Genomic DNA, 13,780 nt, shown 5'->3' with positions numbered 1-13,780 from the left:
CGTCATCCGGCGGCGTCAAGCGCGCACAATGCCAGGCCGCGCGCGACGCGTATGCGTTCACGATCAAGCCGCGTTGTACGGTTGTCAACGTTGAGCCGGACGCATATACTCGCGAAACCCTCAGGATGACGATCGCGGTGCGACCGCTCATCCGACACAACCCGGTCCCTTGGCGGACGAGATTTTCTCGTCCGCATTTTTTTCAGTCGCGCGTCGGCCAGTGCGCGCAGGAGGGAAAGAATGCCGCCGGAAATTCGTGAGTCTGAAGTCGCCGCGCAATGGGATCGCAATGCCGCTGTGTGGGCCGACCAGGTTCGCAACCGCTGGGACATCTTCCGCGAGCATTGGAACAATCCCGCTTTCCTGGAATTCGCCGGCGACTTGAGCGGGAAGGCCGTGCTCGATGCCGGATGCGGCGAGGGCCACAACACGAGGATCTTCGCGCGACGCGGCGCCCGCATGACGGGGGTGGATCTGTCCGCCAAAATGATCGACTTCGCCCGCAAAGAGGAACTCCGCGAACCGCTTGGCATCCGCTACGAACGCGCTTCCTTCAGCGACTTGGCAACTTTCCGTGCAGAGTCATTCGACGCGGTCATCTCGACGATGGCGCTGATGGACGGTCCTGATTTTCCCGGCGCGATGCGGGAAATCGCACGCGTGCTGCGCCCGGGCGGGACGCTCGCGTACAGCATTCTGCATCCATGTTTCGCGACCAAGGGGATGGGCTGGATCAAAGATGATTCGGGGCGCGCCATCAAATTCACCGTCGCGGATTACTTCAACAGCGAACCGTTTGTCGATCGCTGGAAGTTCGGCCATGCGCCCAACGCGTCGCAGGTCGAGGACTTCGGCGTGCCGCGCTTCGATCGCACGCTTGCCGACTACATCAACTCGACCGTCTCTGCTGGTCTACGGCTCGAGGAGATTTGCGAGCCGCGCGCCCCCGAGTCCGCATGCGCGCTGTATCCAGAGGCGTTTGCCAAATTTCGCGATCACATCCCGTGGTTCCTTTACGTTCGCGCATCGAAGTCGTGAGACAAAGAATGATTCGCGGCGTGGCAGGAATCCTCGCAGGTGCGGTTTGCATGATGCTCGCCGGATGTGGCGCGCAGGGCGAAGCGTATCAGCCGATGGCGATCCCCGCGTCCAGGAGCGTCATTTACATTTACCGGCCCTACAAGGTTCTCAGTTGGGAGGCGACTCCGATGATCACCTGCGGGCATGAGAGTATTGAATTGGAACCAGGCGGCTATTACGCGTTCGTCGAGGACAGCGGACCGCTGACTTGCGCGGCCGCGACCGACACAAAGACGGAGTACAAGTTCGATGCGCACGCGGGCGAGCAATACTTCATCAAGGAGGATGTCGATCCCGTCGGGCTCGGCAGCCATGTGCGATTCAGCTTGATGAATGCCGCGGTGGCCGGCGACGAAATCAAGGGATGCAGCCGCCAGGGAATTAAGAATTGAATCCGGCAGCCCAGCCGCAAGAACTTTTCCGTTCCGGCCACGAGGGCTCGGGCTGGCGCCGATTGTAGCGGCGGCTATTTCTTCGCGAGATACGCCATCCCGATGCGGGCCGGCGTGAGATTTATTCCGAACTCATCGACCAGCGGCTTGATGTTGCACGCATTGTCGGCCGTGACGAACGTGACCGCGTCGCGCGACAGCATCGGCTTGGGCAGCTTTTCCAGCAGGCCGCCGATCGTGCGCATGATGCCTTCCGGAATATGAAACAGCGGGCGGCGATGTCCGCTCGCGTCCATGATGATCCGCATCATCTCGTCGAACGTCATCAGATCCGGCCCGCCGATTTCGTAAGTTCCGTTGCGGCCGCGTCCCGACACCGCGAGCATCACGCACGCGGCGAGATCATCGACGAGTACCGGCTGAATTTTCTGCCGCCCGGTGCCGGGCACGCCAAAGACCGGCGCAAAACGCAGCGCGCGGGCGAGACCGTTTACGACTTTGTCCTCCGGTCCGTACACCAGCGATGGGCGGAAGATCGTGTAGGCCAGGCCCGACTCGCGGATCGCGCGCTCGGCGCGGCCTTTGGCGCGAAAGCCGGGATGGGTGCTGTTCTCGTCGGCGGCGGCGCCGCTGATGTAGATGAATTGCTGCACGCCGGCTTGCTTCGCCGCATCGATCAGCGCGACTGTGCCGGCGTAGTCGATTCGCTCAAAGGTGAGGCCACGGCGGGGATTTTCGACCGGATAGCCATCGAACTGGATCGCATCGACAATCGTGTCCGCGCCCCGGAGCGCATCCTTGAGCGATGCGGGCTGTCCGATGTCTGCGCGAACAAACTCGATGCCGGGTAGATCGAGCCGCGCGCGCGCCGCCTCGGGATTTCGCGTGAGCACGCGAAGCCTGGTTTCGCCCGAAGCGAGCAGACGCCGCGCGATCGCGCGACCGATGAATCCCGAGCCACCCGCGAGAAGGACAGTTTTGGCCATCAATGTCGTCGGGGCCCACGCCCCAGCGCGTTACCACCAGTTGCGCCGACGATCACGAGATCGAGCATCGCAGCCACTCCAGGCTAGTCGTGCTTTCGATGGGGTCGGTGAGTGACGGGGCGCGGCGTCCGGCGGCGGCGGACCCGCTTCAACGGATGCAGTTTCGCTGTCAAGTCTGATTTCTCGGCGTGCGGTACGTCGAGGAGAGGCGTCAGCGAGAAGCGCGAGACTTCCGGCGGGCAGTTGATGCGGATCCTGAGCCAAAACGTGCCCAGACCGCGATTGGTGTAAATGTAAAAGTCTTCGTAGCGGTTCAGGCCCGAGTAGAACTCTTTGCCGATGCGCAGGATCGATTTGAGCGGCGAACCATAAAACGGAATTCGCACGACACCGCCATGCGTGTGGCCGGAGAGCATCACGCCCGGCTTCAGATGGCGCGTGTACAGCGCAGTGTCGGGATTATGCGCGAGGACGATCGTGCAGTCATCGCTGTTGACGTCGCCAAACGCGCGCGCAGGCTCCGCGCGCCGCGACCACAGATCGTCAATGCCGACGATTACGAGTTTCTCGTTGCGAATGAAGAGCCGGCGGCTGTCATTGGCGAGCACGTCGGCGCCGGCGCGCTTGAGCGCATCGGTGATCCGCTCGGCCGACGACCAATGGTCATGGTTGCCGAGGATCGCAAACAGGCTCGCCTGCGGGCGCAGATGCCTGAGCGCGTCGCGAAACGCGCCTAGATAGCGATGCATCGTGTCGGGGCCGGAAAAGTAATCACCGGTGAGAAAGATGAGGTCGGGATGCTGTTGATTGATGGCTTTGACCGCGAGCGCCAATCGTTCGAGATCCTCGTCGCGATCGACGTGGAAGTCGCTTATCTGGCATGCGACCAGTCCGCGTAAAGCGGCAGGTAATCCGCGCACCGGCAGGTCCACCTCGGACACCTGAATCGCATCGATCGTGCGCCGCCACATTCGATGCAGCGGGCGCAGCGCCAGGGGAGGCTTGGTCTTTGCACGGACGGCAGCGCCAACGGCCGGCTGGTGCGGGGGGAAGTTGTCTATGAGTTCGGCAGTGGACATCGAATCATCGATACTAGAATACTTCGACCAGGCGGCGGAAGGAGGTTAGTTCGATAATCCTGTCGCCGGCATCGTTGATTTCTTCGTGCTCGAGGTCCCAGGTATGCGGATGCGGTATGAAAACGGCGCGCAGACCGGCCGCGACCGCGGGATTGATGTCCGAGCGCGGACTGTTTCCAATCATAAAAGTCAGCGACGGATCGAGGTCCGCGTCGCGTACCAGGCGGCGATAGGCGTCGACGTCCTTCTCGCGCGGGGTCTCGACGCGATCAAAAAGCGGGCCGAGACCGGAACGCGCGAGCTTGTGCAACTGTTCGTCGCGCTGGCCCTTGGTGAACATCAGGAGGCGGTGACGCTGCGAAAGCTCCTGAAGGGTGGGCTCGACGCCGGGCAGCAATGCGCAGTCGCGGTCGAGCAGATGCGCGCCGATTTGCTCGATCTCGTCGCGCAATCCGTCGTGGCCTGCGGGCGCTAGTTCAGCAGCCGCCTGATGCAGCGCTATCACGTAAGGACGGCGGCCGTAGCCATGCGTTTTGATAAGCCGGAATTCGGCGCGGCGCACCGCAGCGTGAATCTCTACGCGAGAGATGCCGAGGACGGCGTCACCGACGGCCGCAGCGAAGAAATCGAACGCCTCGAGAAAATGGATATTGGAATCCCAGAGCGTGTCGTCGGCGTCGAATACGAGATTCAAAGACTCAGTCGGAGAAGAGGGCATCTATGTACAGCGTACCGGCGCGCGCTTGAGCGGGCAAATGGCTAATCGCCCGCGCCGAACAAGCTATGCGCGGGCGTTGGGAAGTGCGGCGGGCAGAATTATGAGCGCACCCGTCGAGGGATTGCGCCCGACGTACACGTCGGTCTCGTACACGCGCCGCAGATTCTCCGCCGTCAGAACTTCCGCGGGAGTTCCATATGCGACGGCAGCGCCATCGGCGAGCAGCAGCACGCGATCGGCATAGAGCGCGGCGGCATTGAGATCGTGAAGCGTCGCAACTACGGCCATGCCGCGCTCGGTGCACAGCTCGCGAAAGCGCGCGAAAATTTCGGCGACGTGCTTCAGATCCAGAAATGCGGTCGGCTCGTCGAGCAGTGCAATCTTCGGCTCCTGTGCGAGCGCGCGGGCCAGAAACACGCGCTTGCGTTCGCCGCCGGACAGTTCCTGAACGTAGCGGGCCGCAAGATCGAGCAGGTCGAAGCGGTCGAGCGCCGCTGATGCGATTTCCAAATCGTGGGGGCTCTCGAAGCGGAAGGCGCCGAGATGCGGCGCGCGTCCCATCAGCGCGATTTCCAGCACCGTGAAGCGAAATGCGACCGCGTTTTCCTGGCCAACCGACGCAACAGTGCGTGCGAATTCCCGGCGATCGATCGAATCGAGCGGGCGGCCGAAGAGTTCGACGCTTCCCGCACCCGGCTTCATCGAGCCGCCGAGCACCTTGAGCAGCGTGGACTTGCCGGCCCCGTTTGGACCGACGATGGCGAGCATTTCGCCGGCCGCCACTTCGATCGAGACGCCATGCAGCACGGGCACGCCGGGATATCCCGCGTGAATCGCGCTCGCACGCATAGCGGTGACGGTGTCGCGCGATGTCGTCGTCATAGCGAAAGCGGTCTCCGGCCTTCGCGGCGCAGCATGTAGATAAAGAACGGGCCGCCGCAGAGCGCGGTGATCGCGCCGACGGGAATTTCGGCCGGGGCGATTGCGACCCGCGCGACCAAATCTGCCGCGACCATGAATGCCGCGCCGCCTATCAGCGACGCGGGCAGAAGCAGCCGATGATCCGCGCCGAACACCAATCTCAAAGTATGCGGAACGATCAGTCCGACGAACGAAATGATTCCGCTGACGGAGACCGCGGCACCGATCATGACCGAGGTCGCGATGAAGATCGTGCGCCGAAGGCGGTCCACGTCAACGCCAAGTTCGGCGGCCGACTCGTCGCCGAGACTAAGCAGATTCAGATCGCGAGCTTGAAACATCAGCACGGCGAAGCCGGCCAGCCCCAAACCCGCGACGCCCGCCGCTTCGCGATAGGTCGGCGCCTCGAGGCTGCCCATCAGCCAGAACAGAATGCTGTGCGCGTAGTAGAAGTTGACGACGCTGTTCACGAGCATGATTGCCGCGCCCCAGAACGCGTTGAAGATGACGCCGACCAGCAGCAGCGTGAATGGTTCAAGCTGGCCGTCAACCATCGCGAGCCGATAAACCGCCACGGTCGAGAGCAGCGCCGCGCCAAATGCGCACAGTGGGACGGCCGCCTCGCCGCCGCCGAGTTTCGCGGACATCACGAGCGCAAGTATCGCGCCGAGCGCGCCGCCGCCGGAGATTCCGAGGATGCCGCCCTCTGCCAGCGGGTTCCTCACGAGCGCTTGCAGAGCCGTTCCGACCGCAGCCAGCATCGCGCCGACGATTACACCCATCAGCACCCGCGGCAATCGGGCGCCGAAGAAAATCGCGTGATCGGGACTGGTGGGATCGGAAAATGCGCGCGTGAGGCTGATATGCGCGCTGCCAAACAGCGCGGCTGCGACCGCGCAAACAATCAGCAGAATTGCGAGCGCGGCCAGTATCGAAAGCAGCCGGGTGCGCGTCAGGTGCGCGGTGGAGTTGCGCTGCGGCGCAGGATTGCCGGCGGTCGGATTCACTGGTGGGCACCGCCGGCGGCGCGATCCCATGCCTCGGGATGAATCATCCGCGCGATTATCTCGAGCGACTGCCCCACGCGCGGGCCGGCATGGAGAATGGGATCCACCGCATAGCCGAAGACGCGATGGTCGCGCACCGCCGGAATCGCCGGATATTTTCCCCAGAAGTCGCTCGACGACGACGGATCGGTGCCCATCGAACCGTCGAGGACGACCTGGGGACGCATCGCGATTATGTACTCCATGCTCAGGTGCGGCCACTGCTCGCCGACGTCCGCAGCGATGTTGTCGGCGCGCGCTATGCGCATGATCTCATCGAGATAAGTGCCCGCCCCCACCGCGACGATCGGCTGATGACCGACGAGCATCAACGCAGGCTCCGGCTTTACGTTTGCGAGGCGATTTTGGACTGCGGCGATCTGCGCCTGAATCCGCGCGACGAGCTGATGCGCTTCGCGCTGGCGATTGATTCGCGCACCCACCGTTTCGATACTGGTTTCGATTTGTTGCAAAGAGTCGTCGCTGACCAGCAGCACCGGATAACCCATCGAATTCAACGCGCGAATCTGGCGCACGTCCGATGACAGTTCAAGTCCGACGACCAGCGTCGGGCGCAGCGCGATGATCGCTTCGAGATTCGGAGTCAGAAAGGAACCGACCCGCGGCAGATCGCGCACCTGCGGAGGGTAGTCACAATACTGCGAGACGCCGACGACGTCGGGACCCGCGCCCAGCGCGAACAGTGTCTCCGTTACCGAGGGCGCCAGCGACACGATCCGCATCCGAGCGGCCGCGTTCGCCGGCGACGCGAGCGCCAGAGCATACACGCACAGCGCGGCGGCGGCCGCGAGTCGATACAAACCCACATCGCGAAACTACCTGATCGTACCGGCGCCGGTAAGCGCAACCTCGCGCTTTGTTGCATCCGCTCGACGCGCTCAACTAGCCTCGTCGGGACGGGGAGAATCGCTGTGCTCAAGATCGCCGTTTGCATCAAGCAGATACCGCTAATCGAGGAAGCCAACTTCGACTCCACGACCAAGACCATCAAGCGCGACGGGCCCAGTGTGATCAGCGCGTTCGATCTGCGCGCGATCTCGCTCGCCGTCGAGCTGAAAAATCGCCACGGCGCCGAGACTACTGTCGTCACGATGGGGCCGCCGCAGGCGCGCGACGCGCTGGTGGATGCGCTCGCGATGGGAATGGACCGCGCGGTGCATCTGGAAGACCGCGCTTTCGCGGGTGCGGACACGCTCGCAACGGCGCGTGCGCTTGCGATTTGGCTGGCGCGCGGAAACTTCGATCTCATCCTGCTCGGCAAGTATTCGCTCGATGCGGAGACGGGGCAGGTCGGCGCCGAGATCGCGGAACTAATCGGCGCCGCGCAGATAACCGGCGCGCGAAAGCTGGAACTCGACGGCCGCCGGCTTCGCGCCGAGCGTGAAAGCGACGAAGGATTCGAGGAAATCGAGGCCGGGATGCCCGCGGTCATCACCTGCGCCGAGCGCATCGCACAGCCCGTCAAGGTGAAGCCGGGTGCTTCCGAGGAGGCAAAGACCGGGCCGATCCAATCCGTGCGCGCAGCGGAGCTCGGCGCCGATCCGAAAGAATTCGGACTCGCGGGTTCGCCGACGTGGGTGCAGGAGGTCCGCGTCGTCACGACGCCGAAGACCGAATGTAAATTTATCGACTCGACCGACGCCGAACGCGCCGCGGCCGAGGTGATGTCGGCGCTCGAAACAATCGGCGCGCTCAACCCGCGCGCGCACAATCGCCGTTCGATCGGAACGGCGCGGCGCGCGGGCAATCGTAATCATGACCTGTGGATCGTGTGCGAGACCGACCTTGAAGGCCGCGTCACGCGCGGCACGCTCGAACTGCTTTCACGCGGCGACGAACTCGCGTCGCGATTGGGCGGCGCGATGGCCGCGGTGGGATTTGACCGCGCCGTCGCGCGACACGCGGGGCTGCTGGCGAGTTTCGGCGCCGACCAGGTGCTTATGATCGAGCATCCGGCGCTGGTTTCGTACACCCCCGAGGCCGCCGCTGAGGCTGTTGCGAAGCTCGTTTCGATGCACGCGCCGTGGGGAATTTTGATTGGCGCCACCGAGCGCGGGCGCGACTGGGGGCCTCGGCTGGCCGCGCGGCTGGGCTTGGGGCTCACCGGCGATGCGATCGATATCGAGCTCGACTCGGAGAATCGGATGGTCGCGCTCAAGCCGGCTTTCGGCGGCAACATCGTCGCGTCGATTTACTCGAAAACGTTTCCGCAGATGGCGACGGTGCGGCCGGGCGTGTTCGAACTCGCGGAGCCATCGGAAGCCAGGGAAGCCGAAATTCGGATCGCGCGTCCTGAGCTGAGCCCGCCGAAAAGCAGGCTCATAAAGGCGCACGCGATCCTCGATACCACCATTGCGCCGCTCGAAGGCGCCGAAGTTGTCGTTGGCATCGGCACGGGAATCGGTGGACCTGACGGCGTCGCGAAAGCCGCCGCGTTCGCGCGAGTGCTCGGCGCCGCGATGTGCGCGACGCGGCGCGTGACGGACAATGGATGGGCGCCGCGGCAGTTGCAGGTCGGGTTAACCGGCAAATCGATCGATCCGCGCCTGTATATTGCGATTGGGGTGCGCGGCGCGCCCAACCATACCTGCGGTCTCAAGCGCGCGGATACCATCGTCGCGATCAACAACGATGCCGACGCGCTGATCTTCGAGCGCGCGAATATAGGGTTGGTCGCCGATTGGGATACCATCCTGCCCGCTTTGCAGAATGCCTTCCAGCGGCGCCTTCAATGATCGGCTACAACTACGCGCGGATTTCGTAGAGCGCCGAAAACATATCCCCGACTTGCAGGCGGCGAAAGTGCTTGAACCCCGCCGCGGCGACAAGCTCGCGCGCTTTTGCCTCGCCCATGCACGCGCCGATTCCCGCGCCGCCGTGCGCCAGCGATACCGTCATGCAGTACAGCGTGCTTATCGAATACATCAGCCGCCCCATCGGATTGATGTTGTCTTCGAGATTCGACGACACGTTTACCTCGACCATCAGGTAAGTGCCGTCGGGTTTGAGCGCAGCTCGAATCGATTTCAGCAGCGCCTCCGGATCGACGGAGTCATGCACCACGTCGAAGGTCGAGATGAAATCGAATTGCGCGGCCGGCAGCCTGGTGCAATCAACGAGGTCAAACTTGATTCTGTCCCCCAGACCGGCGGCTTTCGCGTTTGCACGCGCGCGCTCCACCGATCCAAGGTGCGCGTCGAAGCCGAAAACCTGGGCCTTGGGAAATGCGGATGCGATCGCGATCGACGCGCGGCCGCTGCCACAGCCAACGTCCAGCGACGACCCGCCTTCGCTCAGCTTCGCGACCACTTGCGGCATCGCCGGCAGCCACTTGCGAATCAACTGATGCCGGAATAGCGAGGCTGACGAACGCTCCATCGCCTCCCACGTCTCGGGCGGATACTCGCTCTGCGATACGCCGCCCCCGTTCTTGAATGACGCCATCACTTTCGGCGCAATCGACACATGAGGGACGATCATTTCGATAAAGCCGCCGGCGAAAAACGGCGAGTCGTCGCGCGCCAGCACCATCGCATGCTCCGCCGGCATCGCGTAGGTCTTCGCCGAGGCGTCGTAATTCACGTACCCGGCCGCCGTCATCGCACTGAGCCATTCGCGCAGATACCGCTCGCTGAGTCCCGTCCGATCCGCAAGCGCCGCGCTGGTGACGGCGCCCGCTTCGGCCAGCGCGCTGAAGATTCCCAGCCGATCGCCGATATAGCTCAGCGGCCCGAGCATCGCGGCGCCGATGTCGTTGTATACCTGCATCGAGAATTGCTTGATCTTGTCCCAATCGAGCTGCTGTTTTTCGCCGGCCATCGTTTTCCTCCGGATACGCGCAGTATCTATCGATTCAGGCATCCCCGGCTAGGCTTCCAGATGCTTGGGGCTTCTGACCCGGCTACTTTTCGGGGGCCGCGCGCTGTTCTTCAGGCCTGACTTGCGGGTCGGCGAACATCGAGAGCTGAACCGGCTTGCCCTCGTCTTCCGCGGCTGGCGCGAACAGACCGGGCCGCTCGACAAACACCTGGAATTTTTCAAAAAGGTCGGCAAGCTTGGCTTGGTAGTACTCGACGTTTTCGTCGGGATTGTCCGGATCGTACTCCGCCGCCATCTTCGCGAATTCGTTTACCGCCGCACGCGCGCCGCGCCCGGTGACGTAGTATGAAATTTGATCGCCGGCAAGGTACGGCCGCTCGGCCTTGAGCGCAAGCTCGTAGGCCGCCGCGGGATTGCGGCTGTTGTCACCGATCTTGTGGCGATAAGTGTCGAGCGAATCCTGGATCGTCTCGGTCTTCATCAGATCGGCGATTCCTATTTCGTGGCGGGCCAGACGCGCGCGATAGTCGTCATGGAGTTTCGGAATTTCTCTGCGTCGATCCTCCAGCAGCATGCGGAACATCTCTTCCATGAAGCGGCGCTGGAAGCGTTCGAGTCCCCGCGAGCGCAGCCCCGAACCGCGAATGGTCATCTTTCCCGTCTCATCCAGCAGGACGTAATTTTTCATTTTGTAGGAGAACATCGCGCGGTAACGACCGTCGATCTCCAGCCGGATTCCCTCGGGCATAATCGCCCCGACCTGCTCCAGGAGCCTGTCCGCGCCTTCCTCGCTGGCGGCATCGGGAGGCGGCACGAAATAGATTCCGTCGGTATCGACCTCGATAACCTGCGCGTCGTGCTCCTCGAGTTTCGCCACTGCGCGCTGAATCAGATCGCGTCCGCGCTTCGTCAATGCGTTGGCCGCGCCGAAGTCATTGAAATGGCCGAGCGAAAAACCCAGGTAACCGTAAAATGAATTGATGAGGATCTTGAACGTCTGCTGGAGCGCGTCGGCGTTGCGCCGCTCGATACCCTTGAGTCCGCGCGCGAGCGCCTTGGCCTGCACCCGGAAGCTGCGCAGATCGCCAAGCATCTTGAGGAACACGCCCAGCCGGTCAGCGGCCGGCGCATGCCGATATTGCAGCATCAACGACGGATACAGCGACGTCACGTCACAGTGAAGGACACCGTGGGCGACACCGCATCGGCGAATCTCCGTGTAGCCGCCCGCGACCGGGCTCGGCGCCGACGGCTCGGGAATGGAATGCCCCGCCGCCAGATACGCGCGCATCATGAGCGCGTCAATCTTGGTCGCATTCCCGCGCAGCACCGCGCTCTGGTACGAGTACGGGAATATCTGCGCTTGCACGAAGTAACTGGGAGACAGCGTCTGGGCCAGCGCGCGCGTCTCACGGGCATCGTCGAGCGCGTACTCGTAGAGCTTTTCCGGTTCGTGTTCGAAGTAGTGGCTGATTTTCGACGCATCGATATACACGCGATCCTTGCGCGCCAGCCCGAAATGTTGCGCAAGCTGCTTCAGCCCCAGGCTCTCCAGTTCGCGACTCGAAATATCGTAGTGCTGCGCGAGGATCCACGTATCTATGATGCTGCGGCCCGGGATGTCGTAGCGGCGGTAGGCGATCGATCGTTCCGCAATTTGCATGCGCGACGGGCGGGCACGAAGCTCGCCGCCATCGCGCCCCAGCTTGAGCTTCACCCCGTGGCGGCGCGCCCGCGTCTCCAGGTATTCGAGATCGAACCGGAACAGATTGTGGCCCTCGACGACGTCGGGATCGCGATCCTGGACGATTCGCACCATCTCCTCCAGCATCGCGCGCTCGTCCATCTCGGTGCCCCTGAGCAAGCGCTCGAAACCGGTCGAGTCGGTGAGCGAGATCGCGATCACGCGATCGCCCTCGCGTGCCGCCGACGGAAACTCAAACCCCGGCGAGATATAGGTCTCGATATCGAGCTGGAGGCGGCGCAGCTCGCTGAAATCCATCCCGATGAAAAACGTCGTCCCGCTCAGCATCAGATGCTGCTCGACCGGATCGGTCAGCACCAGATACGGCGCGTCGGGCGCGTTGGGCGCCTTGCCTGTCACGTTCCTGAGATGGCGCTTGGCGGCTTCCAGAGCGTCGAGCGAGCCGAAGGTGACGAGCACCCGGTAACGGAAATCGCCCTCGAGCGCGCGCGTCTCATGCACGGGCCTGAAAGCTTCGAGCAAGGCCAAATCCTCGACGAGCAGAAATGACTGAATCGGACGGCGCTCGCGCGCAAGCCTGCCCGACAGGCGCCGGTAAACGTCGATCTCGGTCTTCGAAGCGATCTCGACCGCGACCACGCCCGGATCGGCGGGATCGCCGAACAGCAGGCGGTTGCTGTAAAACTGCGCCGAAATCTCCTGGTAAGTAGTCATCGCGACCCGCGTCCGTCGATTGTGCACCCGCAAGCTCGCGTCAGACAACGCGTCCTCGCGCGTAGATTCAGAGCGTGCCGAGGTACCAAAGGCCAACCAGAAAGATCGCGTATGCGGCTGCGCCGATCATCAGCGTCGGAGTTCCGAGTTCCGAGTCGCGCAAGTTGATGTAAAGAATCGCTGCCGAAGCGAGCGCGATCGATCCCGCGAGCAGTTCGGGATTCGTCAGATGCCACGGCGAAAACACGAGCCCCAGTGCAACGGGGATGCACGACTGGAAGACCATCGCGCCGGTGATGTTGGCGAGCGCGAGATGGTCCTTGCCCTGGCGAATCCAGACCACGGAGTTGTATTTCTCGGGCAGTTCGGTCGCGAGCGGGCTCAACATGAGCGAAAGTACGCCGGGATTCAGATGCGCATGCGCTGAGAACACGATGATCTGATCGACAAACTCGACTGCACCGATCAGAATCGCGAGTACGCCTACGATTATTTGCGCGGCCGTCGCCGATGCGCGCGGCTCGAGCGGATTCCCGCGCAAAATCGACTCGAAATAAAGTCCGTGCTCGACCTCCGCGCCGACCGCGCGCTTGAGCCGCAGCATCACAACCGCGTAGCTCGCATACACTACCAGCAATGCGACTGCGAGGACGTGGCGAAGCACCGCGCCCATCTCGATTGTGCCTGCGATCACCACGCACAAAAAAACCGGAAAGAAGAATGCGAGATCCCGGCGCGCGTCCTCGCGTACCACTTTAAGCGCAATCCGTCCCCGACGCCTGCGAAATGCGAGCGCCGCAATGCCCATCACGAACATAGCCACCGTGGACAGCATCAGCGGTGCGCCGACAATCGCTCCAAGTCCGACCGCGGCATGCGCCGTCGCGGAGTCGCGCCCGGTCAACAGCGCGACCGCCGGGATGAACGTCTCCGGCAGCGCCGTTCCGACCGCGGCGAGCAGGCTCCCGACCGCGGCCTCAGCAATATGCAATCGATGCCCCGCCCATTCGACGCCATTGGTAAAAAGTTCCGAGCCTGCGAGGATTATCGCGAAGCTGAGCATCAGGATTATCGCGTGTATTGCCAAAATTCTGCTCAAAGGGGGGCGGAGCAGCGTCGAGAATAGAGAGGCCCGCTCGCGATTTCCAGCGCGCACTCATTTTCCAGCACCTCGGTTCGAGTCGAAGGAAAAGATCGGCCGCAATGCAGCCAAACGGCCAAACGATGCGTATAATACCTGCAGCGGTCACCGACGAGCGCGGATTCGCGATAAGGCCGCACGGCAGAGCGTAATTCGCC

Annotated in this window: 12 protein-coding genes; 3 read left to right on the top strand and 9 right to left on the bottom strand. The window is 63.0% G+C overall.

Annotated features, from left to right (window positions below; genetic code table 11):
• Positions 1-240 precede the first annotated feature (240 nt).
• Together ABR989_RS15685 and ABR989_RS15680 are read left to right on the top strand one after the other, a co-directional pair.
• Positions 241-1,038, top strand: coding sequence for a class I SAM-dependent methyltransferase (locus ABR989_RS15685; protein WP_428130254.1), 798 nt, complete (start codon positions 241-243; stop codon positions 1,036-1,038).
• Entirely contained in the window at positions 1,035-1,472 is a 438-nt protein-coding gene (locus ABR989_RS15680; protein ID WP_428130253.1) for a hypothetical protein, read from the top strand. The genes ABR989_RS15685 and ABR989_RS15680 overlap by 4 nt, the downstream gene beginning before the upstream one ends.
• Positions 1,473-1,546: 74 nt before the next feature.
• On the opposite strand, the gene ABR989_RS15675 is transcribed toward ABR989_RS15680, so the two are convergent.
• The 6 genes from ABR989_RS15675 to ABR989_RS15650 form a co-directional block, all read right to left on the bottom strand.
• The gene (locus ABR989_RS15675) at positions 1,547-2,458 is read right to left on the bottom strand and encodes a complex I NDUFA9 subunit family protein (protein WP_428130252.1); all 912 of its coding nucleotides are present in this window, start codon (positions 2,456-2,458) and stop codon (positions 1,547-1,549) included.
• A gap of 83 nt (positions 2,459-2,541) precedes the next feature.
• Positions 2,542-3,537 carry a metallophosphoesterase gene (locus ABR989_RS15670; protein ID WP_428130251.1) on the bottom strand — a complete coding sequence of 332 codons (996 nt, stop codon included), beginning with the start codon at positions 3,535-3,537 and terminating at the stop codon, positions 2,542-2,544.
• 13 nt (positions 3,538-3,550) lie between these two features.
• Positions 3,551-4,231, bottom strand: a complete 681-nt coding sequence (locus ABR989_RS15665) for an HAD family hydrolase (RefSeq protein ID WP_428130250.1) — start codon at positions 4,229-4,231, stop codon at positions 3,551-3,553.
• An 87-nt stretch (positions 4,232-4,318) separates the two neighbouring features.
• Positions 4,319-5,137: an ABC transporter ATP-binding protein gene (locus ABR989_RS15660; RefSeq protein WP_428130249.1), complete on the bottom strand. Its 819-nt coding sequence runs from the start codon at positions 5,135-5,137 to the stop codon at positions 4,319-4,321.
• Positions 5,134-6,183, bottom strand: coding sequence for a FecCD family ABC transporter permease (locus tag ABR989_RS15655; protein ID WP_428130248.1), 1,050 nt, complete (start codon positions 6,181-6,183; stop codon positions 5,134-5,136). Before ABR989_RS15655 ends, ABR989_RS15660 begins: the two co-directional genes overlap by 4 nt.
• Positions 6,180-7,049, bottom strand: a complete 870-nt coding sequence (locus ABR989_RS15650; RefSeq protein WP_428130247.1) for an ABC transporter substrate-binding protein — start codon at positions 7,047-7,049, stop codon at positions 6,180-6,182. The genes ABR989_RS15655 and ABR989_RS15650 overlap by 4 nt, the downstream gene beginning before the upstream one ends.
• A 105-nt stretch (positions 7,050-7,154) precedes the next feature.
• On the opposite strand from ABR989_RS15650, the gene ABR989_RS15645 reads away from it, so the two are divergent.
• Entirely contained in the window at positions 7,155-8,978 is a 1,824-nt protein-coding gene (locus tag ABR989_RS15645; protein ID WP_428130246.1) for an FAD-binding protein, read from the top strand.
• A 10-nt stretch (positions 8,979-8,988) separates the two neighbouring features.
• Here ABR989_RS15645 and ABR989_RS15640 read toward each other — a convergent pair whose 3' ends face one another.
• The 3 genes from ABR989_RS15640 to ABR989_RS15630 all read right to left on the bottom strand — a co-directional run bounded on the left by ABR989_RS15640 (position 8,989) and on the right by ABR989_RS15630 (position 13,568).
• Positions 8,989-10,062, bottom strand: a complete 1,074-nt coding sequence (locus tag ABR989_RS15640; RefSeq protein ID WP_428130245.1) for a class I SAM-dependent methyltransferase — start codon at positions 10,060-10,062, stop codon at positions 8,989-8,991.
• A gap of 82 nt (positions 10,063-10,144) precedes the next feature.
• Positions 10,145-12,481 (bottom strand): DNA polymerase domain-containing protein, encoded by a 2,337-nt coding sequence (locus tag ABR989_RS15635; protein ID WP_428130244.1) that lies wholly within the window; start codon positions 12,479-12,481, stop codon positions 10,145-10,147.
• A 67-nt stretch (positions 12,482-12,548) separates the two neighbouring features.
• Positions 12,549-13,568, bottom strand: coding sequence for a sodium:calcium antiporter (locus ABR989_RS15630; protein WP_428130243.1), 1,020 nt, complete (start codon positions 13,566-13,568; stop codon positions 12,549-12,551).
• Between the last annotated feature and the right edge of the window lie 212 nt (positions 13,569-13,780).

Origin of the sequence: Binatus soli (SeqCode), from assembly GCF_050015535.1 — a bacterium.
In the GTDB taxonomy this organism is placed as follows: Bacteria; Desulfobacterota; Binatia; order Binatales; family Binataceae; genus Binatus; species Binatus soli.
The sequence above is the reverse complement of the archived record's forward strand: the minus strand, read 5'-3'. Positions and strand labels throughout refer to the sequence as shown.

Coding starts and splice junctions, on each gene's coding strand:
- ABR989_RS15685 (WP_428130254.1), top strand. CDS start 241: ATGCCGCCGGAAATTCGTGAGTCTGAAGTCGCCGCGCAATGGGATCGC.
- ABR989_RS15675 (WP_428130252.1), bottom strand. CDS start 2,458: ATGGCCAAAACTGTCCTTCTCGCGGGTGGCTCGGGATTCATCGGTCGC.
- ABR989_RS15670 (WP_428130251.1), bottom strand. CDS start 3,537: ATGTCCACTGCCGAACTCATAGACAACTTCCCCCCGCACCAGCCGGCC.
- ABR989_RS15660 (WP_428130249.1), bottom strand. CDS start 5,137: ATGACGACGACATCGCGCGACACCGTCACCGCTATGCGTGCGAGCGCG.
- ABR989_RS15640 (WP_428130245.1), bottom strand. CDS start 10,062: ATGGCCGGCGAAAAACAGCAGCTCGATTGGGACAAGATCAAGCAATTC.
- ABR989_RS15635 (WP_428130244.1), bottom strand. CDS start 12,481: ATGACTACTTACCAGGAGATTTCGGCGCAGTTTTACAGCAACCGCCTG.